This window comes from Kitasatospora sp. NPDC032757 (genome assembly GCF_055579305.1).
The window spans coordinates 98,027-120,021 of record NZ_JBVINN010000028.1; the positions used below are offsets into that span (position 1 = coordinate 98,027).

The window sequence follows — 21,995 nt, forward strand, 5'->3', positions numbered from 1 at the left end:
TCCACCGCGCTGTGCTCTCCGAGCGCGTGCTCACCGGCCACCTCGTCTCCGACGGCCAGCCACAGCGACAGGTCCGGGGGAAGCAGCCCCGGTTCGCGAAGGAGGGGAAGCAATGGCTTGTCGGTGCCGGGCACCACGCACACGGGAGACTCGCTCGTTTTGCCCAGGCCGTCTCACCCCGGGGAAGGTGTGCCGGGTCTGCGGATGGTCGATCAGCAGCAGCGTCTTCGCCCACCAAGCCGCGAACGACCGCGTCTCCTCGGCGCCCAGCACCGCTTGATCCCGCCATACGGCTTCGACCGCTGGTCTCCCCTTGTCCTCGAAGAGTTGCGCGAGCCGTCCGTTGCAGTTCGGGGAGCCGGGCCAGCTTCCGCACACGTCCAGCTTCAGGGGCTGCAGCGTCTCCTGGCGTTGGGGCTCGCCGGTCCGCCCCAGCACGTACTCGCCGCCCACCATGGTGGTGAACGGTCCGCTGTCCCGCCACATCTTCAGCCACCACTCCGGGTAGACGTGCTCGCCCTTGCCCTTCTTGGCGACCGCCGTCTCGCAGAACACACAGATCCTGTTGCTCATAGGCGGCAGCGTAGAGCCCCGCACGGGTCACAGCGGCTGGCCGCGCGAGCGCCGTCGTTCCACGCTCGGACCGGCGAGCCCACCGACCGGGGCATCAGTAGGCCGCAGCCACGAGTTCCTCCGGCGACCGGCCGGCAGCCGCACCTGCTCACCGTCCACCCCGCTGACCTGCCCACGCTCGTCAGGCAACCACAACTCCGCGAGGCGGCCGTACCTGGCCTCGCCCCGGCCGGTCGACCGCACGCTAATCCGAAGGCCCGTCCAGGCCCTGCCCGGCCCGACGACAACGACGACCAGGGCGACGTCGTCGAACCGCCGCTGTCCGGGCTGGGACGGACCGTGTACCGGCGCGGCGCCGACAACCCGAACGGATCGACCACCGCGCTGCGCGCCGATGTCCTGGGTGCGCTCGGCGTTCTCAAGGTCGCCATCGCCGATCGGCTCCAGCGTCTGCTGCGCCCCCGGTGCGGCGTCGAACAAGGCGGTGAGGCAGGCGCTGGGCGACCTCGCGTTGCACGGTTTGGTCGCCTCCGACGGCAACACCAGGGACCGGCACAAGACGTGGCGGCTGGAAGGCGCGGCCGGGTTGGACGCGGCCGGGCAGGTGCTCGGGATGGTCCGTTCGGAGATGGGCGGCACGGCGCGGGGCGCCGGCCGCTCTGGCGCCCAGCACGCGATGGCGGTCAACGAGACGATCGCCGCGTTCGTCCTCGGCGGCAGCGCGCCCGGGGCCGCCGGGGGGGGGTGGGCATGGTGCGGTCCTGGTCGACCGAGGTCGAGTTCCTGTTGCCGGGCGGGCGGCGCAGGGTGCGCCCGGACGGTGTGTGGCAGGCCCCGGAGATCGGGGTGCCGGTTTTGATGGTCGAGGTCGACCGTTCGACCATGGCCCCGGCCGACGTCGCCCGAAGTTCCCCCGGTACCACGAGCTGTTCCGCACGAAGGTCCGCGACAACGACCCGGCCCTCGCCGACCAAGAGCCGGCCGACCGGACGGTGCACTGGTGGCGCCGGGCCTACCCCGGCCACACCCGGGCCTGGTATCCGCCGGTCGCCCTGGTCGTCACCGGCGCCGGACCGGTGGCGCTGGCCAACCGCCAGCAGGCGGTGGCGGACCTGGCGCGCCATGCCTGGGGCGGCTCCTGGTGGACCATCACACGGCACGACAACGACGGGGACAGCTGGCGCGAGTACGACGACGCCGTACCCATCGTCGCCACCACCCTGGAGCTCCTGGCCGAGCACGGCCCCCTCGGCCCCGTCTGGTGGCGCTACGGCCGCCCGGGGCGCCATTCCCTGCTGGACGCGCTGGACAGCCCGGACACCCGCGAGGCGTACGACGAGCGCCAGAAGGCCCGGGAGAAGAGGGCCCGCCAAGCCCACCGCGAGCCCGGCGGCCCGTGCGAGTGCACGGCAAGGGGTTCGCCGCGGCTGCTGCCGAGAAGCGGCGACGCCGCCCGCTGCTGGCCGTGCCCGGCTTCGCCGTCGAGCTGCCGGTGCCCGAGCTGCCGGTGCCCGGGCTGGCGGTGCCCGGGCTGGCGGTGTCCGGGCTGGCGGTGTCCGGCGGGCGCAGCGGCCCAGGCCCGGGCCGCTGCGCCCCGGGGCCACGGATCAGGCGGTGGAAGGCGCTCTCAGCCGAAGTTCTGGATTACCACACTGCATGCCAGGCCACACATCACGCTTACGGCGGATGCGACGAAGCGCCATGGAGCCCACCGCATCCGGGGTGGCAGGACCCAGGCAGCCGCGACAAGCACCAACTGCGCGCCCATCAGGCTGTGGGCAGCGTCGTACTGCAGGCCCCAATCCCGCCCACAGGCACCCCGTGGCATGCACTGGTCGACCGCGACCGCGCGCACCAGTGCGAAGTACCAGTAGAGGATCTGGCAGAGCGGTAGCAGAACCGTCGCGACGAGCGGGAACTTCCACGCGTCGCGGTCGTGCGATCGCGACGCGGATCCGGCCGGGATGTTGTCCATGGACCGATCCCACCGTGCCGAACCGGACCACACATGAGCGCGACTACTCAGTTGGAACGGATCAGGTACCCAGCTCTTCTCTGGCCACCCAGCGCGGCAGCGGTCATGACTCCGGCCCGGGCAGCCGGAAGCCCTACGCCAGCAGTGCGCTTCTACTCCTCGCCGAGAGGCGGCATAAGGACGGATGCGGGTCCGCTCCGGCCTTGCTCGGCCTGCTGCTCCCTACCGGGCGCCCCGTCGGCCCCCTGGGCGGAGGTCTGGGAGCGGCTGCTCCTGGTCGTCACGCTCGCGGGTGCCGACTGTCCCTGGGAGGGCGGGCACCTGGCCGCTCCCGCCCCGCAGGCCGCCCGCCGCCGCCGGGCCGTCCCGCTGCTCCCGCCCCGCCCCGCCCTGGTCGCCGCCGCCGCGCCGTCCCGCTGCTCCCGCCCCGCAGGCCGCCCGCCGCCGCCGCGCCGTCCCGCTGCTCCCGCCCCGCCCCGCTGCTGCTGCCCACCCCTGCTGCGCCCCCGCTAGTGCTGTGGCCGGATAGGTCCACCGGGTTGCGACGCCCGGCACGGCGCTAGGCTCCGGGCCATGACCGCGATCGACGACCTGCTCCGCCTCGCACCGCCGCCATCCGCCCCGGTCTGCGCGACCGGCGACTGGTCGGCGGTCGAGGCGGCCCTCGGCCTCGGCCTCCCGGCCGACTTCAAGACCCTGGTGACGCGCTACGGCTATGGCCTGTTCGCCGACTTCATCGCGCCACTGACGCCGTTCGGCGAGCGCAACCTGCTGCAGGAGCAGGCCGATCGCATCCTCAGTCGGGAGTCCTCCTTCCGCAAGCACAACCCGGAGAAGTGCCCCTACCCGTTCCACCCGGAACCGGGCGGCCTGCTCCCCTGGGCCGGGCTCGACAACGGCGCGTACTTCTGCTGGCTCACCGTCGGCGAGCCCGACGACTGGACTGTGGTCGCCTGGAATCCACGCAGCTGGTTCTACGAGCCGCATGCCATGGGCGCGGTCGAGTTCCTGCACGGCCTGCTGAGCCGCCGGATCGAGACGGAGACCTGCGGACTCTTCGACGAGGACGACGAGGACGTCCTGGCCCCCAGCACCGGCTTCGAACCGGCCTGGACCTAGCTGTGACCGCTATGGTTCGCCGGGTTGAGAGGGAGGACCGGGGTGTTCGTCGAGATCGTGTTCGTGGGGCTGCCGATCGATCGTGACGAGGTCGAGGAGGCTCTGGAGGCGGCGTTCGAGCTCGACGGCGAGGTCACCGGCGCGGGCGGCGGCATGGGTCGCTGCCATCTTGACCTCGCAATCGAAGAGGACTCGGACCCTGCTGCGGCACTGGATCGGCTTCGGGCGGTGCTGTCCGAGCTGGGGGTCGTGGACTGCGCGACCTTGAACGTCAGTGAGTGATCAGGCCGCGATGCGCGCTCGTCCGCCCCAGCGGATGCCCTTCTCGCTGCGGATGCGAGCGCGCTTGCGGCGCTGGGCGGCCAGCAGGTCGGGGTGGCGTGCGTTCTTGTTGCGCCAGCGCAGGTACGCGTGCAGGGCCCGGGTCTGGACGGTGTGGTTGCGGTGGTTCGAGTTCGCGATCGTGAACTGCCGCAGCGGCCCGAAGTGGGCCTCGATCGGGTTGGCCCAGGACGCGTAGGTCGGGGTGAAGCACAGTTCAACCCGGTTCTTCCTGGCCCAGCGCCGGATGGTCTCGCCCTTGTGGGCGGACAGGTTGTCCAGGATGACGTAGATCGGGGCGCCGTCCGGGCGGGCCGCGCGGATCGACTTCAGCGCAGCCAGGGTGTTGCTGGCGCCCTTCTTGCGGCGGTTGACGCCCCACAACCTGTCGTCGCCGATCGAGTAGCAGCCGTGGAAGTACCGGACGCCGTGGGTGCGGTGGTAGGTCGCGGGATGCCGCTCGGGATGACCGGCGGGTGCCCAGCCAGAGCCGGCGGTGGGGCGGATGCCGAGCGGACCGAACTCGTCGAACGCGAATACCCGGTCTGGGAAGCGCTCCAGCACATACTCGATCCGGTCGAGCTTGGTGTCGCGGTCGGGGTCGGGTGACTCCTTCCAGGTCTTGGTGCGCTGGAAGGTGACGCCGCGGCGGGCGAGCAGGCACCGTAACGCCTCGCGACCGATCCGGATCACTCGGCCGTGAACACGTCGCAGGTAGGCGGCGAGCTTCCGGATCGACCAGCGGGTGAAGAGCTGGCCGAGCTTGGTCGGGCGGGTGGTGGCCGTCTGGACGACGAAGTCCTCGTCGTCAGGACTGAGCAGGCGGGGACGGCCTCCCGCCCACCGAGGGTCCAGGGCGGCCAGGCCGATCTCGTTGAACCGGTGGATCACGTCGCGGACGGTGTCCTCGTCGGCCTGCACCAGTTGGGCGATCACTGGGACCCGGTTCCCGCCTGCCGAGGCCAGCAGCATCATCGCCCGCCGGAACCGCACCGAACTGGTGCTGCCCCGACGCACGATCTGCTGCAGCTTCTGCCCTTCCTGGTCGGTCAACCTGCGCACACGGACAGGCTCTGCCACCACACCCCCAACGGTCGGATCAACGGACGCCACCGCACATCCAACCGCCAGCAGCACCAACCCGGCGAACCATCCCGGTCAAAGCACTAGGGACGTCGTGGTCGGCCGCCCGCGTCGACCACGCGGCCGCCGACCGGATGGAGCACTGGTGGCGCCGTGCCTGGCCCGGCGACACCCGCGCCGGGTACCTGCCGGTCGGCCGGCGAGGCGCCAGGAGGCGGTTGCCGTTCTGTCGGTCGGGGCCTTGGGCGAGCGGTGGTGCGCGGTGGGCCTGGACGACAACGGGGACGGCTGGCGCGAATACGACGATTTGCTACCCGTCGTGTGTGCCACGAATGCGAAAGGAACCGTATGTAGGAACAGTTCTGGAAGCAATGCTGTGCGAGAGATGAAGGTTATGGCCCTTCGGCGGGGCCCTGTGGGGGGAGGCTTCAAACCGCCACATGCTGCGAAAGCGGTGACGCGATCGTGGTGAGCGATGTGGAAAAGGCGTCCTGGAGGCGTCAGGTGGGGATCAGGAAGACGAACGCAAGTGAACCACTGCTGAAGTGTCGTTAGTGAAATTTAAGTGGCATCAAAACCGGGCGCCTGCGACGGAGTCCGGGATGAGTCTGGCGGGAGCCCGCATATTGGCCAGGCGATGTCCGGCATGGAGGTGGCGTGATCCTGGTCTGCTGCTCTTGCATGGAACGTGGGAAGGCACGTCCCGACACTGCCGCCGAGCACGGGGGCAAGAGGGAGCACCTCAAGCGGCTGAACCGCAAGGGGCTGAGTACCGTCGCGGGGCGTGTTGGCGGACCGGTTCGTAGTAGTGATGAAGCCTCTGTAATGGAGGCGGAGCGAAGGGGCCGGGTCATCCGTGGCTGTGCGTGTCTGGTCAACCGGACGTTCTCCGGGAGGAGCCGATGGACAAGCTGAAGTCGCCGGGCAAGCCGTTTGATATCTCGAAGTGGGAGATTCTGGGGGCATATCGGGAAGTCAAGAGGAATCAGGGTGCGCCGGGTGTGGACGGACAGTCCATTGACGAGTTCGAGAAGGATCTGAGAGGGAGCCTCTACGAGATCTGGAATCGGATGTCGTCGGGGACGTAATTTCCCCCTCCGGTGCGGGCAGTGGAGATTCCGAAGCAGCATGGTGGTGGCATGAGAATGCTTGGCATTCCCACCGTCGCCGATCGTGTTGCGCAAACCGTGGTGGCCTGGCATCTTGCGAGGCGGGTGGACCCTGTGTTCCATCCCGACTCCTACGGATACCGACCCAATCGGTCGGCTCTCGACGCCGTGGAAACCTGCCGGAATCGGTGCTGGAAGAAGAACTGGGTGATCGACCTCGACATCCAGAAGTTCTTCGACACCGTCCGCTGGGACCTCGTCGTCAAGGCCGTGGAGCTCACACTGACGCCGTATGGGTGAAGTTGTATGTTGAACGGTGGCTTCGAGCCCCGCTGCAACTGCCCGACGGCACCTTGCAGAAGCGGGACCGAGGGACCCCACGGGGGTCGGCGGTCTCGCCCGTGCTCGCCAACCTGTTCATGCACTACGCGTTCGACCTCTGGCTCGCCCGGACGTACCCCGGCGTCCAGTTCGAACGGTATGCCGACGACGCGGTCGTGCACTGCGTCAGCGAGCGCCAGGCCCGCGAGGTCCTGGCTGCCCTCGCGGACAGGATGGAGGAGGTCGGGCTGCGGCTTCACCCGGACAAGACCCGGATCGTCTACTGCAAGGACGGCTACCGGCGCGGCTCGTACGAGCAGACGTCGTTCACCTTCCTGGGGTTCACGTTCCGGGCCCGCGGGGCGCGCAGCAGGAAGGGGAAGAACTTCACCGCCTTCCTGCCGGCGATCAGCGAGGACGCCCTGAAGAAGATCAGCGCGGAGATCCGCTCATGGCGGCTCCACCAGCAGATCCGCCTCACCTTCTTCGACCTCGCCCGTCGGATCAACCCGAGGGTGCGGGGCTGGATGCAGTACTACGGCGCGTTCTACCGCTCCGCACTGCATCCCCTCCTTCACCGCATCAACGCCTACTTGATGCGGTGGATCCGCCAGAAGTACAAGCGGCTGCGGACGTTCAAGAAGGCTCACGCGTGCTGGCTGCGGGTGACGCGTCAGTACCCGAGGCTCTTCGCCCACTGGGCGTGGACGCCCCGTGCCTGGCGATCAGGATGACAAGAGCGGAGTGACGGGAGACTGTCACGCTCCGTTCTGTGGGAGCCCGGGGGTGAGATTCCCCCGGGCGACCCGACCGACAGCCGGTTTAGCATTCCCGGCACGGCGGCCCCACCACAGCACCACCGGGCCGCCGAGCAGAGCAGCTGCGCCGTGACCCCGGCGCTGCTGGCCTCCTACCGGCCGGGTCCCGCGGAACGCCCCCCTCGTCCCCCGGGACCCGGCCGCTGCGCTGCACGCCGGCTCCGGGCCGCTGCCCCGGCTACGCTGCTGGCGGCGCTCGCCGGACCCGAGACGCACACACCAGGCCATCACCGGCGGGCGCCGCCGTTTCGTCGTCCGTCCGAGCGAAGGCGGCGGAATCCACCGCTGCCCCGGCGCGGCCGGCTGCCACGGGTCGACGGTCATGCCCGCGGTGTCGAGTCCGCAGACGGTCGCCGGATCGCCGGCTACGTCCGAGTCGGAGCCGGTCGCGTGCACGACCAGCAGCACCGGGTTCCCTGGGCTCAGAAGAAAAGGCCCTCCCGGACCGGTGGGGGATTCGGCTCGTTTTGGCCTGCCCCGAAACGACTGCGGCCGGAAGGCTCATCCGCGGGCGCGGGTGAGGAGGATGTTGTGCTACGGGTTCACTTCACTGCCGAGGACCTGGTACGGGTGCGGGTCATGGTGTTGGGGCCGCTCGCGGAGACGCAGCTGAGCCTGCGGACGGTGCAGCGGCGTGACCGTGCGGTGCTGTTCGGTGGGTGGCGTGCGCGGACCGGTCCGCGGATCAGTGCCGAGGGGAGGGAGGCAGCGCGGTTCCTCAGCGGGGCTGCCTGCGGGGGGCTGGTGGACCTGTTCACCCTGGTGGGCGCGGTGGGCTGTGTGGACGAGGGGGTAGAGCGGCTGATCAGTGTGCCGGCCCTGCGGCTGCGTGCGGAGTTCTCCGTCAAGCCGCGCACGGCTGGGCGTCCGGCGCCGTGGCTGGCCGAGGTGATGGATGCAGCCCCGCAGGCGGTGCGACGGCTGGGCGTCGTCCTGCGGCACTGCCACCGCGTGGCGGTGGCCCCCTACTGGCCGCATATCGACCAGCACCTTCAGGGGGAGGTGGCGCGGCGCGGCCGACTCGTGGCGCAGGGTGGGGTGGGGGCGCTGCTGGACAGCCTGCGCCCGATGGCCGTGTGGAACCCGCCGGTGCTGGAGATCCCCAGTTATCGGCCGCTGGTCCACCCTGAAGTCGACTTCCACCTGTCGGGCCGCTCGTTCGTTCTGGCTCCGTCGGTGTTCTGCGGGCCGGTTCCCCAGCTGTTCGCCAGCCCTCAGGCCGACACGGTCGTCATGGCCTACCAGGCACTGCACAGCCCGGTCGATGCGGCTGCCCTGTGGGCCGCCCCCGCCGATGTCCGCCGAGGCGGTGCCCCGGTGCCGCCGGCTCTGATCGCGCTCCTCGGCCGTAGCAGGGCGATCGTGCTAGGCGTCATAGCCGACCATCCCGCATGCACGACGACGCAGCTGGCACAGCGAGCCGGCATATCGCCGGCCAGCGCCAGCGAGCACGCCACCACCCTGCGTAATGCCGGACTGACCGCCACAACCCGGCAGCGGACGACAGCCCTTCACACGCTGACCCATCTCGGCCACACCCTGCTGAGCATCAACGGCTCAGTTTCTGAGGTGTGAACGGTCAGCGATTCCCCCTACTCCTGGGGCTTCGTGGTCACGGAATGGGCCAGGGCCAGGGTCTGTCCAGCGAACGGCTCTGTCCCGTAATCGGTGGTAACGAAGGGTGACGGTCGTCGTTGTTGTTACGTACGAGATGCCAACGAGCTTGTGAGCATAGTGTTTTCAGGACTTTCGGCGCTGGTCGTCCAGGACGTGGTGGACGAGGGCGAGGTCATCCGGGTGTCAGTCCGGACCCAGGACGAGCCTGCGCCATGCCCAGCGTGCGGGCAGCCGACGCCGCACGTGCATGGCTTCCACCATCGAGTGGTCGCGGATGTGCCGGTGGACGGTCGGCGGGTCGTGGTGTCGGTGCGAGTCCGACGCCTGAGCTGCCCGGTTCTGGGTTGCCCGCGCCAGACGTTCCGTGAGCAGGTCCCCGGCCTGATCGAACGTTACCAGCGGCGCACGCGCCGTCTCGCCGACCAACTCGGTGAGATCGTGAAGGAGTTAGCGGGCCGGGCGGGCGCCCGCCTCTCCCGCGTCCTGGCTGCGACGGTCTCCCGCTCGACCGCCCTGCGCGTGCTCATGCGCCAGTCGGTGCCGCGGCCGCGCGTCCCGCGCGTGCTGGGCGTCGACGACTTCGCCCTGCGCCGGCGTCAGCGTTACGCCACCGTGCTCATCGACGCCGAGACCGGCGAGCGGATCGACGTCCTGCCCGACCGCACCACCCAGACTCTGGTCGCGTGGCTGTGCGAGCACTCCGGGGCCGAGTACGTCTGCCGGGACGGCTCCGGCTCCTACGGCGAGGCGATCCGCCAAGCCCTCCCCGAAGCGGTGCAGGTCAGCGACAGATGGCACTTGTGGAGCAACCTGTGTGGCAAGGTCCTGGCCGAGATCCGCTCTCACGCCGCCTGCTGGGCCACCGCCGTGAACCCGACCCGGCCCGGAGGCGTACGCGAGCAGACCACCCGCGAACGCTGGCACCAGGTCCAGAAGCTGCTCGGCCAGGGCGTCGGGCTGCTCGAATGTGCCCGCAGCCTCGACGTCGCGCTGAACACCGTCAAGCGGTACGCCCGCATGAAGGAGCCCACCGGCGACCGCCGGGCACCCCGCTACAAACCCACGCTGGTCGATCCGTACCGCGACCACCTGCGCCGGCGCAGGGCCGAGGACCCCGCGGTCCCCGTCACCCACCTGCTGCGCGAGATCAGGGAGCTCGGCTACACCGGGAGCGCGAACCTCCTGGTCCGCTACATCACCCAGGGCCGCGCCGATGGTGACAGGCCCGTCACCACCCCGCGGCGCGTCGCCTGCCTCCTCCTCACCCGTCCCGAGAACCTGCGAGACAAGGACACCGCCCTCCTGAGGGAGCTCACCCAAAGCTGTTCCGAGATGACCGAACTCGCCGGTCTCACCGGAGAGTTCGCGCAACTGCTGGTGCCGGCCAAGGGCAACGACGCCAAGCTCACCGACTGGATCACATCAGTTCGCTCCGTCGACCTGCCCCACCTGCGCTCCTTCGCGAACGGCCTGGAACTCGACCGGGCCGCCGTCGACGCCGGCCTCACCCTCCCGTTCCACAACGGCCGTACCGAGGGAGTCAACACGCGAACCAAACGGATCATGAGACAGATGCACGGCCGAGCCGGGTTCTCCCTGCTCCGCCACCGCATCCTCCTCCAGTGATCATCACCCAGCGCTACCACCGATTACGGGACAGAGCCGTTCTTTTTGCAGACCCCCGCACCCCGCAAATGTGACTTCAATGGATAGGTTGCGAGTCCGGCTTCTGCGACCTGGGATTGCGACTTGTAGTTTGCGAGCCGTTGCGAGCGTTACTTTGCGAGGTGTTGTTCGGCAGTGTGGCTCTCTGTGACTGCGATCCAGTGCGGTAGTAGTCGTCAGCAGTGCCGCTCAACTGTTGCGCGACGTTGAAGATGTGCACGAACGCAACATGGTCGCTGTCGATGAAGCCGGGTCAAATGACCCCGGCGGCCGTCAGGCCGCCCGGGTCATCGTGAACGCGGTGTCGGTTTCATGCTCACGGTGTCGCGTGGGTCTTGGCGGCAGCCGGACAGTCGTGTCGGTGGGGCTGGGGTCCCGCGATGTTGAGGATGGGGTCCTCTCCTTCGGGGATTTCGAAAACGAAGACGACGCCGGAGGAGGTGGCTTGGATGGCGCATTGGTTGTCGAAGGTCAGGGGCGTGTAGGGCTGCCAGGCGCAACCGGCGTGGTCGAGAGCCGCGATCACGTCCGCGTACTTGGGGTGGCCGGGGAACGTCTGCTCGGTGACCAGGCCCGCAGGGAGCTCGACGACGTCCCGCCAGGTCTGGAGGCAGATCAGGATGATCTTCTGGCAGCGGCAGACGCTGAGCTCAAGGTCGCCAAAAGCGAGCAGACGTGGCCAGGATCGCCGTTTCCCGACGACCACCTCAAAGGGCTCGCCGAGCGCCTCGGTCACCGCGTTCCAGTCGGCGCCGTTCGCCACCGGACCCAGCTGTCCCGAGCGGGCGAGTTTCGTCAGGACGTCCAGTAGCTCCATGAGGCGGGAGCCTGCCATCTGCGGAGATGGACTGTCCAACGGCTTTGGGTGGTGGTGGGCCGCCGCAGGTGCCCGAGCCCGGCAGCGGCCCGTGGCTACTCGCTCGCGTGGGTCTCGGTGATGGCCAGTCGAGCGGAGGACTCGTCGACAATGCCCTTCCCTGGGCGAAGGCGGCGATCAGGGACTGCCAGGCGATGTTGTTGACCGAGCGGGTGGGTGAGGTGACAGATCCCGGGCCGAGCGTGCTGGGTCACTGCTGGCAGGCTGTCAGCAGTTTGTCGGCATGGTGGGCCAGCCCTGGCAGGAGGACCGAGTTGGGCGAACGGGGCTTGTCTCGTCTTAGCCGGTTGGCGAGATGGATGGCCGGATCGGTTCTGGTGGTGCTGCGGCCCGGTGCGGCGAAAGGCGGGCGGAAGCAGGGGGCGAGGCAGGGCTCGCTGCCTGTGACCTGTGACCAGATGAGTGCGGAGAGGGCCTCGTGCAGTTGGTCCGTCGGGGCTGCCGGCTTTCGTTTGTTGACCGCGACGAAGCGCTCGGCGAACTCGGCGAACGCGTCGTCGCCGAGGTGCCAGGACTCGTGTTGCCGGCGGCGACGACGGTAGTCGACATGGTCGGCCGCGGGGATGGCGGCGAGGTGGTCGGCGAGCCGGTAGAGGCTTTCGCGCAGGTCGTCCGTGCGTTCGTCAGAGCCGGCGGCGACCGACTGCTGAGCCGGGGCGGTCAGCAAGTTGGTGCCGGGCGGGAAGCCGAGATACTCGGCTGCCTGTTGAGCGTTCATGTCTTCGACGGCCTGGACGAGCAGGATCGCGGCCGTGCGCCGGAACCTGCGCGAGTGAGGCGGGAACGGGCAGTCCGCGTCCGCCCAGAAGATCCGGAACCACTGGTCGGGTAGTTCCTGGGGGATGTTCTCGGGAGCGAAACCGTGGCCCAGGACGACGGTTCCGCCCCGCGAGGCGAATCCCTGGCCCCCGGCGACGACCGCCAGAGCAGCCCGTCCCTGTGGCGCCGGCCGCCGCTGAACCGGAGCTCCCGCCCGCCGCCGCGCCGGTCGTGGTGCCCCGCCAACAGGCCGGCACCCCGCCGAGCGTCCCGCCGGAGCCGTACCTGCGCGGCCTCGGCCGGTTCGACCAGGCGCTCGCGCTGCTCCACCGGGTGCTGCCCGACGTCCTCGCCCGGATCCTCCAGCAGGCCGAGCTCCACCGCCGCCGTGCCCCCGTTGCTCCCGGTCCCGAAGCCAAGAGCGACGCCACCTCCGGAACCACCTCCCCCGCGGCGGACGCGCCGACTGACGCTGCACCCCGGCCTGGTAGTCGTGACGGACATCGTGATGCCGATCGTGACGCGCTGTCCTTGGTGAACCTTGATGGTCCAGGTCAAAGCATTGGTGGCCGCTCACCGGAGCAGACGACCGAGGAGCGCTGGCGCGAGCTGGTGGACCGTCGGCGAGAGGCCGAGGTGCCCGCCCGGCCGGTGGAGCGGTACGGGCCGTGGGAGTGGGAGCGCCCGCTCGACGACGGCTGGGCCCGCACCATGTGGCGCGACCCCGACGCCGCCAGCCCGCGCGCCCGCCAGGTCCACGTCCTGCTCCACCACGGCCAGCCGGTCGGCTGGGTCGAAGCCGGCATCCACGACGTCCCGCAGTGGGCGGCGGTTCTCCACGGCGGCCCCGGCAGGCCGGACCGCTTCGTCCGCGACCGCGCCACGACCAGGTCGCCCTCCACCCCTCCGCGCTCCAGGCCATCGCCACCCTCCGGGCCGCCCACCGCGACCGCGATCCCAAGGCCCTGCCCGCCGGCGCCTGGCAGCACCCGAACCTGCACTGACCGACGGCCTGACGTGCCTTTGCACGCTAGTGCTGCTCCGCGGAAGTGCGTGGAGGGGTGTTGGGCTTGGCGGCGTATTCGTCGGTGAGGATGGTGCAGGTGCACCAGTCGCCCGTGCACGGGGTGCCGGCCTCTGCCCCGTAAGGGCCGAGGCCGGTCATGAGGCGGAGGACCTCCGCGCGGTCCTGCGCGGTGAGAACGGGGAAAGTTGACCGGGACAGCAATCGCCAGGCGACCGGGTCGTCGTCTATGTCACCGATGACCTGTGCGTCGATGAACAGGGTATAGAGCGGATGCTCAGGAAAGTCGTTGAGCCGCAGGACCAGCCAACGTCCTTCGACCCGGGCCGCGTAGGGGAAGACAGCCGTGTCCGTGTCGTGCCATGTGACCCCTGCGGGCAGCGCGGGGGGCTTCATGACCGAAGCACCGGGATCGATGGGTCGGGCAGGAGTGGCCCGGTGGGGTCGCCGAGGTACAGAACGCAGGCGCAGTCCAGTGCTTCCTCAGGAGATCCAGCCGGTGAGCCGCTGGGCAGGATGTTGTCTTCGTAGCCGTCACGGCTGGCGACGTAGAGCGCGAAGCCCCAGGTGTGCAGGACGCCGGTGAAACGCAGGCGGCACAGCGGCAGCGACACCTCACCGGGCAGTTCACCTGCGACGTAGGCGAATCCTGCCCGGTAGTGGACCGTCACCCCGGTCAACTGCGGCCAGTGGGCGCGGGCGTGGTCGTTCAGACGTCGACGCAGTGAGACCTGCATCGATGGCGGCGGGTTCTTCGGCATGGCTCCATCCTGCAGGCTTCTGCCATCCTGCGCCATGATCACCGTCTCGGTCGGTGGTGGACGAGGTGGGGCCGATGACGGGGGCGAAAGCGGTTGTGGTGGAGCTCACCGAACCGGTGCGGGCGCGGCTGGAGAAGCTGGCGGCATCGGCGACCGCGCAGGTCCGGCAGGTGCTGCGAGCGCGGATCGTGCTTGCGGCGGCGGACGGGCTGGCTAACGGTGCCATCGCGCGGGAACTGGAAATCTCGGTGAACACGGTGCGCAAGTGGCGGGGCCGGTTCGCCGTCGGCGGCCCGGATGGCCTGGACGACGCGAAGCGGTCGGGGCGGCCCAGGACGTACGGGTGCGAGGTGCGCATGGCGGTGGTGGCCGCCGCCACCAGCGCGCCACACCAGCGCGGTCGGCCCCGGCACCCCCGTCCGCCAGGAGTTCGAATACCACCGGCACGGCACTGTCTCGATCGTGGCCGCTCTCGACGTGACCACCGGCGAGGTACTCACCGAACCCATCGCCCGCAATGACGCGGTCACCTTCACCGCTTTCCTCGACCGTCTCGACACGGTGATCGACCCGGGCAGGCAGATCCACGTGGTGCTGGACAACGGCTCATCCCACACCGCCAAGCACACCAAGAAGTGGCTTGCCGACCACCCGCGCTGGCACGTGCACTGGACCCCGCCACACGCCTCGTGGCTCAACCAGATCGTGCGACACGAAGTCGCTTGAGAAGAGTGGGAATCACCAAGGAGGTTCGACGATGTCGAAGGTGTAGGACCCGAGCCAGTGCGCAGGGCTCGTTCCCGCCTCAGCGTGCGTTGCGAGTAATCGCGGGGTGCGAAGCCTGAGGAAGTGCCCAAGGATTCCCGTTCCATCCGGGGGTTACAGGCTGGGAAGTGCCGGACGGGTGAATGCAAATGAACCCTTGATGATGCCTCGTCATGAGCACTTCCGCCGATGGGTTGTTCCAGCGGGAGATAGGGACTGGCCGTTGTAAAGCGGCAGGCGCCGACCGGAGATATCTGACCGGTCGGGAGTGCACCGCCGTCCCCGGGGTGCAGAGGGCGCCCTCCCCGGCAGTATCTCTCTCATGCGGAACGTGACCACCCCGATGGAGTCCAGGCAATGCAGTTCTGGCCTGGTAAGCCGACCGCAAGGAAGGCCCAACTCTCCAGCGGGCGCAGGAAGACCCAGCAAGCGAATGCCGGTGGCCGAAAGGCGGCAGGAAACCGGGAACCACTTGCCGACACCTCCGTCGGCGGTCCCCGCATAACTGGCCGGATAGGGGCCGATGCCCCGACCTGAAAGGGTGCTGACGTGGGTCTGGTGAGCTTGTGAAGGCACGATGACCGAAGACACCGGAACCGAAGGGCAAGTTGGACGCCATGACGACACAGACGGCCGGCGCGGCTCAAGCCGCAGCGACCGCCGCCGACATGGCGAACGGACCGGAGGACGAGATCACCGACTGGCCGTCGATCGACTGGCGGAGGGTCGAGGACGACGTACGGCGTCTGCGCCAGCGCATCTTCACGGCATCGCAGGCAGGAGACCTGGCCAAGGTCAGGAATCTGCAGAAGTTGATGCTCCGCTCCCGCGCCAACACTCGCGAGTGTGCGGCGGGTCACGGAGGTCAACGCTGGCCGCAAGACGGCGGGCAGCCGGCCCCACCGCGAACACCACCTGTGGATCGTCCCCGACCCGCGCCGCCGCCTCCAGGAGCTCGTCGCGCACCGCGGCCACCGCGTCCGCCAGAGGAATATCCACCACACCCACCCCGCATACCTGGCGCATAGTCATGCCGATGTGGACACCGTAGAGCCCGCCACCGTAGTCCGCAGGCGAAAGCCGGCTACTGCGGCCACCTGCCTCTGGGAGCCGCATGGGCCGGGCCGCTGCGTGGCTACGGTGCGCTCTCGTAGGCGACTTCGGTGTCGGTGCAGTCCTGGGCGATGCGGGCGAGGGCGTCGTGCTCCCTGCCGTCGGCGGCGAGCGGGTCCCGCATGACCGGCCGGTGGTGTGCCGCGGTCGGTTCCGACCGCCGGCTTCCCCGGCTCCCCGGTGCCGGGGAGCCGGGGAAGCCGGCACCGGGGAGCCGGCACTGGGGAGGCCGGCCCCGCCCTGCCCTGCCCCGTACCGGGAGCGGGGTCCGCGGGCGGATGCCGCACCCCGTGCCCGTGCCCGTGCCACCCGGGTCCGTCCCGGCGGCCTCTTCCGGGTCTGTCCGGGGATGCCCGCCGGTCCGGTCCTGCGGGTGCCGCCCCCGGTGCCCCGCGGAGATCGGCCCCGGTGGCCCAAGTAGCATGTGGACCACGGTCGAAGGGGGGCGCGTTCATGGGGGGTGACGTGATGGAGTCCGCGGGTTTCGGGTGTGCAGCGTGCTGTGCGGAGGACGCCGTGGTGGCGCGGGCGCACCACCAGAGCCGCACCGGGGTCCGGGTCGAGAGGATGATTCAGGACGACTCGCACTTCATCGTCTCCGTCCAGCGCTGCGGCCTCTGTTCGCAGGCCTTCGTGAGCGTCTTCACCGAGTACGTCGACTGGGTCGCCTCGAGGGACGCGCAGTACCGGACCGTGCTGCCGATCACGGACGCTGAGGCGGACGACCTGATGGCGGGGCCGCTGAGCTCGCACCGGGTCGGGGCCCTGGGACACGGCCGCCGCCATCTGCAGAGCGACTGGCCGAGCGAGGCCGACGAGCCGTCCGTGTACTGGGACAGTGGCGCCTTCGAGGTACGCGAGGGCTACTGACCCCGGCAGCCCCTTGCCAGCCTTGTCGGGCTGGGCCTGGCGCCGTGCCCGTCGTCGGGGTTGCCGGAGGGCCGCTGGGGGCCTGCTGGGCAGGTGGGCCCCGTCGTGGTCCGCCGCCGCCATGCTGTGGCGGGTCGGTGGATCGCTGGTTGGTCTTGTTTGTGGGCTGGGGTTTTGCAGGTTGGTTGAGAAGTCCTGGGCGGGTCCGACGGCATGCCCGGGTGTACGTGCTGGTTCTGTGGGTGTTGGCGGTCGGGTGTCCGGGCGGTTTGACCTGCAGGTCTGTGTGATTGGTTGAGAATCACAGGATGTTGTGAGAAGTGTCGGGGTTTTCCGCAGTCCTGTTGAGAGCTCTTTCTGTGCCGGGTGCTGAGTGGGCGGTGGTGCGGGAGGGGCGGCCGCATGCTCTCAGGCGGTGGCGGTGGCGGTGGCGGTGGCGGTGGCGGTGGCGCGGCGTCGGCGGCGGAGGTCGCGTTGGGCTTGGGCGCGGGCGCATTCGCGGGAGCAGTATTTGACGCCGGTGGTGCGGTGCTGGCCGTACTCGGCGCGGCCGCGCTGGCGGACGAAGTCGCGGCCACAGTTGTCGTTGGCGCAGGTGCGTACTGTGGCGCCTTCGGCGAGGTGGTTGTACAGCTGGAGGAACGCGACGGAGTGGACGGTGGGGTAACGGTCGGCCAGGCCTCCGATGCCAATGCTGAAGCGGCCCAGGGCTGCGCCCAGGACGGTCTTCAGCTCCTTCACGCGTAGTTCGATGAGCAGGTGGCGCAGGTAGTCGAGAGACGGCGGCCACACCTCGTCCTTGTGTGTGTTCTGGGCCCGGATGCTGGCCAAGGTCTCGTCGGTGACTTCTGGTTCGACGAGTTCCTCGAGGCCTCCCTCGTACTGGCAGGCCAGCCAGGTCGTGATGGCGGCCTGGGCGGTTTCCAAGTGCAGTCGGACCTGTTCGCGGTGGACGCCGAAGGGGTAGGGCTGGTCGTCGAAGCCGGCCTCGGGGATGGCTCGGATCTTCTCGAGCTCCTCTTCTGAGTGGCTGTGCAGGTCGAGGTCGTCATTGGCCAGGTGGAACAGTGCCCCGTAGGTGCTGAAGACCTCGGCGATCCATTCGAGGTTGTCGGCCGAGAGGTCCATGAGTTCGCGCAGGTAGAAGTCCTCGGGAAGCTCGACCGGCTGCTGACCTCGCCTGGGCCCGGGCTTCCACAGGATCCAGTCTCCTTCGACCCATACGCCGGTGAACGGTTCCAGAGGTGGTGCGGGGATGACGGTTCCGGGCCAGAGCGTGGGACGAAAACGTGGGTCAACGTATGCCGACATGCCGTCAGCTTAGCGGGTAGCCTCGTAGTACGGAAGCACTGGTTTTGGTGCTACGGGCATGCGTTGAAGGGGAGGGCCGCGTGGCCGACTGGACCCACCGCAAGGCGATCGGGGATCAGCACGAACAGCACGTCATGTACGAACTCGAGCGCCGAGGCTGGACGGTCCACCCGTTCGGCCAGGGCACGTACCCGTCGGCGGTCCAGGCCGCGCTGCGCCTGACCGACTCGCCTCTGCGGCAGCTGCCCGACATGATCGCCGCGCGTGGCGCGCAGGTGGTGTGCATCGACGCCAAGACCTCGCTGGGCAGTTCGGACTCCCACCGTTTCTCCGTCTCCCGCAAGAGCCTGCTGGCAGGCCTGCAGTTCACGGCCATCGGGGTGTCCGTCCCGCTGTACTACGTCTTCGGCGACCTGAGGGTCCTGACCCCGGCGGAGGTGGCGTCCTACAGCGGCTACGGGCATCAGCACCCCGGCGGCTCCTACTGCCTGGTGAGTACCCGTCAGGCTCATCGTTTCGATGACGTCTTCGGTGCCGACGGCGGTCTGCGACAGGCGGGCTGACGGCGTCGGATCACCGGCGCCTCGATCGGGTGCGGGCCTCGCGCAGACCCTTTGGTCACTGCGCATCTGCACAGTTCAGAGCGATGACAGGGACTGAAGTGACTGAAGTCGGGGATTGGGTCCACGTGGCCTGCGGCCGGCTGTACCCGGCCCGTTGTACCCGGCGGGCCGGTGCGCCTCGGCTGACCCCGGCGGTGATCACCAGCGGTCTGGGGCCCGGGCCCGGAGCCCGAGTGTGTCGAGGACGCGCTCGCGGCGCTGCGCCGCCAGTGTCTTCGCGTGGGCTCGGGAGATCCGGGAGGCCAGGGCGCCGTCTGGCGTTACCGCCGCCTGCCCACGGGGCGGACCGGTCGGTGGTGTTGTTCGGCGAGGTGGTCGAGGGTGATCGCGTCGAGGGAGGTCTTGGTGATTTTCTCGGTGCCGTCGAGGATCGCGGTGATCGCGGCCTGGCGGATGAGGCGGGAGAGGCTGCCGATGCGGCCGGCGGTGCGCTGGTGGAGGTAGGGGGCCAGGCGCCGTAGGGATCCGGGGCGGTGGGCGGTGAGGTCGAGGGCGTTCTCGAACGCGGCCACGGTGGAACGGAACGGTGTCTGGTGGCCGATACGGGCGGCCAGGGGGTCGCAGTTGATCAGCGAGGTACGCCCGGCCAGCTGCGCGCCGCGCACACCGGAGAACAGCGGGGTGTCGGCGACGTCGATGCCAGCGTAGACGAACGTCGTGGGCAGGCGTTCGGTGAGGTCTTTGAGGAAGTCGGCGGCTTCCGAGCCGTTGGTGGTGCGGGGGTTGAGGCGGTGGATCTCGTCCACGAGGACCAGGCGCACCCCGACGCTGGTGTACATGCTGCAGACGGTGGCGGTGAGCAGGGCCTGGGTCATGCGGGGTGTGACGGGCAGGCCGATGAAGCGGGCGAACTCGGCGGCCTGGGTCTTGGCGCTGGCGCCGGGTGGGACCAGCACGTAGGCGACCGAGGTGCGCCCGGGCACGGGCCGCGTACGGGCTGGGTGTGCAGGTCGAAGGCGCGTCCGACCTCGAGTAGCGCGGTGCTCTTGCCGGTGGTGGGCGGCCCGGTGACGATCACTCCGGGCCGGGCGGTGCCCTCCTGGTGGCGCCCGAGCAGGGTCAGGGAGCGCACGGTCGTGGTGATCTGCTCGAGGACGGGGGTGCGCACGACGACGAACCGGGAGTGGTAGGCCAGGCGTTGGGCCGGGCTGCGCCTGGGTGCGTCGGGCGTGGGCGGTGCGGGTCGTTTGCGGTCGACGAAGCGCCGCCATTCCTCCCAGGTGGTGGGCGTTGCGGTCCCGGCGTGGTCCGCGGGCTGGCGGGTGGTCGGGGTCACCACTGCTGCGCCTCCTCGGCCGCGTCGAATAGCCCGAAGCCGGCGTCCCCGGCATCCCCGGCATCCGCGTCGTCCAGGTCGTCCTCGTCGTCCCAGCCGGGACCGGCGTCGTCGAGGCCGTCCTCGTCGTCCTCACCGCCCGGAGCCGGACTTCCTGGGGGTGGCACCGGCGTGGGCCACGGTGCGGCGGCGTCGAACAGCGCCGCGGGGGCCTCGTCTTCCCCGGTCGCCATCCCGACCCGTGCGACGCCGGCCCGCCGTGGCCCTGGAACGGCGTGCCCGCGATCGTCCGGATGCTGCCCGGGGCCGGCGTTTCCCGCAGCGGCGGTCCGCTTCTGCTGCCTCGTCCTCCCGCGCCCGGTGGCCTGTCCGCCTGGGTCCTCCACGGTGCCGGGTCCGGTGGGCCTGTCGGTGTCGTGGGAGAGGGCGGCGGGTGCGTGGCGGGTGATCAGGGCGTGTTCGCGGGGGTGGGCGGTGCCGTTTCGGGCACGGCGCAGGAGGTCGTCGAGGGCCTGGGCGAGGTCGGCTTCGCGCCGGTCGCGCTCCCCGCGCTGGGCGACGGTGTCCTTGAGGTGCTGCCACAGCTGGTCGCCGAAGGGCTGGTGGACGTGGTCGGCGTGGATCCACGGGATGGGCGTGAAGCCGCCGTCACCGAGGCGGACCCAGATCCGGCGCGCGTCGTGGGGGTTGTGGTGGACCTCCCACCAGCCCTGCTGCGCCGTGGTGCCGGAGGGCTGGCCGCGGTAATCGTTGAGCACCGGGTGGTCGTAGGTGCGGTGGTCGAGGCGGATGCCACGCTCGGTGATGGGCTTCCACACCACGGGCAGCAAGTTCGATGTAGTCGTCGCCAGCCAGGGGGAGCGGCACGTGCCCGGTGGCGCCGAGCATGGCGCCCCACATCTCGTTCGGGGTCAGGGCGGTGGCGGGCATCGAGGGGTGGCGCAGTCCCTCGGTGGGGCGGTTCTGCCACTCCAGCGCGATCCACTGCTGGAGCATGTCGTCGAGCTCCGCCAGCGTCCACAACCGTTCGCCGGCGATGGTCCGCCGCACCCGCACCGGGTCGTTGCCGGTGTAGGTGTTGAGGTGCTGGCTGAACATCGACTTGATCGACTCGAACGTGCGCTCCACGATCGCCTTGTCCTCGGGTGTGCGCCGCCTCGCCGGCCGCACGGAGATGCCCAGGTAGGCGCAGGCGTCGAAGAACGTCCGCCCGGCGAACACGGTGCCGTGGTCGATCACGATCAGATCCGGGATGATCACCGGCCGGGCCGCGGCCCGCGCGAACCGCGGATCGACGGCAACGAGCTCATCGAACGGCAGATCGGAGCCACTGGCGTGCACGGCCGTATCGAACCCGGGCCGCATCGGAACCGGAACCTGGGACTGCGCCAGCAGCTCGCAGGCGTCCACCGCCTTCGTCGTCCGCCCCCTGGCCCGCTGCCCCGACACCAGGCCGCCCTGCCCAGCTGCCCGGCCCTTGCGCCGACGAGCCTGCTTGGGCCGCACGACCGCGGCGATGATGCTGCGGGTCGCCACACACACCGCGGCAGTGAGCTCCACCCGCGCGGGCATGCCGTCGTCACCCAGCACCCACACATCCAGATCGGTCGAATCGATCTGCACCAGCTCACCCGGCATCGTCGCCGACGTCACCGAAAACGGCGGAACCGCCCCGCCCGTCCACCGCCCGTGGGCCGCCCCCAGATCCCGCGCCTCCACACCGAGGCGCTTCAGCAGCTTGTACAGGGTCGGCTCGGCGGGGACCTTCACCCCCTGCCCGTGCGCGGCGCGCACCGCCCGCCCGAGCTGCTTGAACAGCCGGCGCGCGTCACACGGCGCGTCTGTGCGCCGCTGCTGCCGATCCACCAGGAGCAGCAACTGGTCCACCACCCGCTGATCGGTCAGCCCCAGCTCCTTCTTACTGATCGTTTCAGAATGACTTTCGAAGGCGTCGGAGGCAGATGATGCTGCAGGCGAGGTCGAGTAGTCCCTGGTGGAGATCGGCGCGTCGCTCG

General features: G+C 69.8%; 22 protein-coding genes and 2 pseudogenes. 12 read left to right on the forward strand and 12 right to left on the reverse strand.

Features of this window, described 5'->3' with window-relative positions:
* Positions 1–30: 30 nt before the first annotated feature.
* The 3 genes from ACZ5WK_RS26880 to ACZ5WK_RS26890 form a co-directional block, all read right to left on the reverse strand.
* Positions 31–573, reverse strand: a complete 543-nt coding sequence (locus ACZ5WK_RS26880) for a hypothetical protein (protein ID WP_465550882.1) — start codon at positions 571–573, stop codon at positions 31–33.
* A gap of 27 nt (positions 574–600) precedes the next feature.
* Positions 601–1,053 carry a hypothetical protein gene (locus ACZ5WK_RS26885; protein WP_465550884.1) on the reverse strand — a complete coding sequence of 151 codons (453 nt, stop codon included), beginning with the start codon at positions 1,051–1,053 and terminating at the stop codon, positions 601–603.
* 1,147 nt (positions 1,054–2,200) lie between these two features.
* Positions 2,201–2,548 (reverse strand): hypothetical protein, encoded by a 348-nt coding sequence (locus tag ACZ5WK_RS26890; protein WP_465550886.1) that lies wholly within the window; start codon positions 2,546–2,548, stop codon positions 2,201–2,203.
* Positions 2,549–3,121: 573 nt separating this feature from the next.
* On the opposite strand from ACZ5WK_RS26890, the gene ACZ5WK_RS26895 reads away from it, so the two are divergent.
* Together ACZ5WK_RS26895 and ACZ5WK_RS26900 are read left to right on the forward strand one after the other, a co-directional pair.
* Positions 3,122–3,667, forward strand: coding sequence for an SMI1/KNR4 family protein (locus tag ACZ5WK_RS26895; protein WP_465550888.1), 546 nt, complete (start codon positions 3,122–3,124; stop codon positions 3,665–3,667).
* 42 nt (positions 3,668–3,709) lie between these two features.
* Positions 3,710–3,949, forward strand: coding sequence for a hypothetical protein (locus ACZ5WK_RS26900; RefSeq protein WP_465550890.1), 240 nt, complete (start codon positions 3,710–3,712; stop codon positions 3,947–3,949).
* Here the strand turns inward: ACZ5WK_RS26900 and ACZ5WK_RS26905 are convergent, their stop codons facing one another.
* Positions 3,950–5,068, reverse strand: a complete 1,119-nt coding sequence (locus tag ACZ5WK_RS26905) for an IS630 family transposase (RefSeq protein WP_465550928.1) — start codon at positions 5,066–5,068, stop codon at positions 3,950–3,952.
* 905 nt (positions 5,069–5,973) lie between these two features.
* On the opposite strand from ACZ5WK_RS26905, the gene ACZ5WK_RS26910 reads away from it, so the two are divergent.
* From ACZ5WK_RS26910 to ACZ5WK_RS26930, 5 genes are all read left to right on the forward strand, one after another.
* Complete coding sequence (locus ACZ5WK_RS26910) at positions 5,974–6,159, forward strand: hypothetical protein (RefSeq protein WP_465550892.1); 186 nt, start codon at positions 5,974–5,976, stop codon at positions 6,157–6,159.
* A 21-nt stretch (positions 6,160–6,180) separates the two neighbouring features.
* On the forward strand, positions 6,181–6,480 hold the full coding sequence (locus ACZ5WK_RS26915; RefSeq protein ID WP_465550894.1) for a reverse transcriptase domain-containing protein: 300 nt from the start codon (positions 6,181–6,183) through the stop codon (positions 6,478–6,480).
* On the forward strand, positions 6,477–7,235 hold the full coding sequence (locus ACZ5WK_RS26920) for a reverse transcriptase domain-containing protein (protein WP_465550896.1): 759 nt from the start codon (positions 6,477–6,479) through the stop codon (positions 7,233–7,235). Before ACZ5WK_RS26915 ends, ACZ5WK_RS26920 begins: the two co-directional genes overlap by 4 nt.
* Positions 7,236–7,850: 615 nt before the next feature.
* Entirely contained in the window at positions 7,851–8,894 is a 1,044-nt protein-coding gene (locus tag ACZ5WK_RS26925; RefSeq protein WP_465550898.1) for a winged helix-turn-helix domain-containing protein, read from the forward strand.
* A gap of 93 nt (positions 8,895–8,987) precedes the next feature.
* Positions 8,988–10,562 carry an ISL3 family transposase gene (locus tag ACZ5WK_RS26930; RefSeq protein WP_465550900.1) on the forward strand — a complete coding sequence of 525 codons (1,575 nt, stop codon included), beginning with the start codon at positions 8,988–8,990 and terminating at the stop codon, positions 10,560–10,562.
* Between the two features lie 355 nt (positions 10,563–10,917).
* On the opposite strand, the gene ACZ5WK_RS26935 is transcribed toward ACZ5WK_RS26930, so the two are convergent.
* From ACZ5WK_RS26935 to ACZ5WK_RS26950, 4 genes are all read right to left on the reverse strand, one after another.
* Positions 10,918–11,418, reverse strand: coding sequence for a hypothetical protein (locus ACZ5WK_RS26935; RefSeq protein ID WP_465550902.1), 501 nt, complete (start codon positions 11,416–11,418; stop codon positions 10,918–10,920).
* Between the two features lie 250 nt (positions 11,419–11,668).
* Entirely contained in the window at positions 11,669–12,196 is a 528-nt protein-coding gene (locus ACZ5WK_RS26940) for a hypothetical protein (RefSeq protein WP_465550903.1), read from the reverse strand.
* Positions 12,197–13,267: 1,071 nt separating this feature from the next.
* On the reverse strand, positions 13,268–13,657 hold the full coding sequence (locus tag ACZ5WK_RS26945; protein ID WP_465550905.1) for a hypothetical protein: 390 nt from the start codon (positions 13,655–13,657) through the stop codon (positions 13,268–13,270).
* Positions 13,654–14,022, reverse strand: a complete 369-nt coding sequence (locus ACZ5WK_RS26950) for a hypothetical protein (RefSeq protein WP_465550907.1) — start codon at positions 14,020–14,022, stop codon at positions 13,654–13,656. Before ACZ5WK_RS26950 ends, ACZ5WK_RS26945 begins: the two co-directional genes overlap by 4 nt.
* A 74-nt stretch (positions 14,023–14,096) precedes the next feature.
* On the opposite strand from ACZ5WK_RS26950, the pseudogene ACZ5WK_RS26955 reads away from it, so the two are divergent.
* The 4 genes and pseudogenes from ACZ5WK_RS26955 to ACZ5WK_RS26970 form a co-directional block, all read left to right on the forward strand.
* A pseudogene (locus tag ACZ5WK_RS26955) lies at positions 14,097–14,402 on the forward strand (helix-turn-helix domain-containing protein); the annotation flags it as partial.
* Positions 14,320–14,748, forward strand: coding sequence for a transposase (locus ACZ5WK_RS26960; protein ID WP_465550909.1), 429 nt, complete (start codon positions 14,320–14,322; stop codon positions 14,746–14,748). The pseudogene ACZ5WK_RS26955 and the gene ACZ5WK_RS26960, both read left to right, overlap by 83 nt.
* Positions 14,749–15,455: 707 nt before the next feature.
* Entirely contained in the window at positions 15,456–15,815 is a 360-nt protein-coding gene (locus tag ACZ5WK_RS26965; protein ID WP_465550930.1) for a reverse transcriptase N-terminal domain-containing protein, read from the forward strand.
* 652 nt (positions 15,816–16,467) lie between these two features.
* Complete coding sequence (locus ACZ5WK_RS26970; RefSeq protein WP_465550911.1) at positions 16,468–16,770, forward strand: hypothetical protein; 303 nt, start codon at positions 16,468–16,470, stop codon at positions 16,768–16,770.
* A 408-nt stretch (positions 16,771–17,178) separates the two neighbouring features.
* Here ACZ5WK_RS26970 and ACZ5WK_RS26975 read toward each other — a convergent pair whose 3' ends face one another.
* Positions 17,179–18,081: a hypothetical protein gene (locus ACZ5WK_RS26975; protein ID WP_465550912.1), complete on the reverse strand. Its 903-nt coding sequence runs from the start codon at positions 18,079–18,081 to the stop codon at positions 17,179–17,181.
* An 80-nt stretch (positions 18,082–18,161) separates the two neighbouring features.
* Here ACZ5WK_RS26975 and ACZ5WK_RS26980 point away from each other — a divergent pair, with 80 nt between their 5' ends.
* The gene (locus ACZ5WK_RS26980; protein ID WP_465550914.1) at positions 18,162–18,644 is read left to right on the forward strand and encodes a hypothetical protein; all 483 of its coding nucleotides are present in this window, start codon (positions 18,162–18,164) and stop codon (positions 18,642–18,644) included.
* Between the two features lie 320 nt (positions 18,645–18,964).
* On the opposite strand, the gene ACZ5WK_RS26985 is transcribed toward ACZ5WK_RS26980, so the two are convergent.
* The 3 genes and pseudogenes from ACZ5WK_RS26985 to ACZ5WK_RS26995 form a co-directional block, all read right to left on the reverse strand.
* Positions 18,965–19,627 (reverse strand): TniB family NTP-binding protein, encoded by a 663-nt coding sequence (locus ACZ5WK_RS26985; protein ID WP_465550916.1) that lies wholly within the window; start codon positions 19,625–19,627, stop codon positions 18,965–18,967.
* A 349-nt stretch (positions 19,628–19,976) separates the two neighbouring features.
* Positions 19,977–20,738, reverse strand: a complete 762-nt coding sequence (locus ACZ5WK_RS26990; protein WP_465550918.1) for a hypothetical protein — start codon at positions 20,736–20,738, stop codon at positions 19,977–19,979.
* A pseudogene (locus ACZ5WK_RS26995) lies at positions 20,629–21,995 on the reverse strand (hypothetical protein); the annotation flags it as partial. The gene ACZ5WK_RS26990 and the pseudogene ACZ5WK_RS26995, both read right to left, overlap by 110 nt.

Excerpts from the sequence above, each read along its gene's own strand:
- ACZ5WK_RS26880 (WP_465550882.1), bottom strand. The coding sequence starts at position 573 with ATGAGCAACAGGATCTGTGTGTTCTGCGAGACGGCGGTCGCCAAGAAG.
- ACZ5WK_RS26890 (WP_465550886.1), bottom strand. The coding sequence starts at position 2,548 with ATGGACAACATCCCGGCCGGATCCGCGTCGCGATCGCACGACCGCGAC.
- ACZ5WK_RS26895 (WP_465550888.1), top strand. The coding sequence starts at position 3,122 with ATGACCGCGATCGACGACCTGCTCCGCCTCGCACCGCCGCCATCCGCC.
- ACZ5WK_RS26910 (WP_465550892.1), top strand. The coding sequence starts at position 5,974 with ATGGACAAGCTGAAGTCGCCGGGCAAGCCGTTTGATATCTCGAAGTGG.
- ACZ5WK_RS26935 (WP_465550902.1), bottom strand. The coding sequence starts at position 11,418 with ATGGAGCTACTGGACGTCCTGACGAAACTCGCCCGCTCGGGACAGCTG.
- ACZ5WK_RS26940 (WP_465550903.1), bottom strand. The coding sequence starts at position 12,196 with ATGAACGCTCAACAGGCAGCCGAGTATCTCGGCTTCCCGCCCGGCACC.
- ACZ5WK_RS26945 (WP_465550905.1), bottom strand. The coding sequence starts at position 13,657 with ATGAAGCCCCCCGCGCTGCCCGCAGGGGTCACATGGCACGACACGGAC.
- ACZ5WK_RS26950 (WP_465550907.1), bottom strand. The coding sequence starts at position 14,022 with ATGCCGAAGAACCCGCCGCCATCGATGCAGGTCTCACTGCGTCGACGT.
- ACZ5WK_RS26960 (WP_465550909.1), top strand. The coding sequence starts at position 14,320 with ATGGCCTGGACGACGCGAAGCGGTCGGGGCGGCCCAGGACGTACGGGT.
- ACZ5WK_RS26965 (WP_465550930.1), top strand. The coding sequence starts at position 15,456 with ATGGCGAACGGACCGGAGGACGAGATCACCGACTGGCCGTCGATCGAC.
- ACZ5WK_RS26970 (WP_465550911.1), top strand. The coding sequence starts at position 16,468 with ATGATTCAGGACGACTCGCACTTCATCGTCTCCGTCCAGCGCTGCGGC.
- ACZ5WK_RS26975 (WP_465550912.1), bottom strand. The coding sequence starts at position 18,081 with ATGTCGGCATACGTTGACCCACGTTTTCGTCCCACGCTCTGGCCCGGA.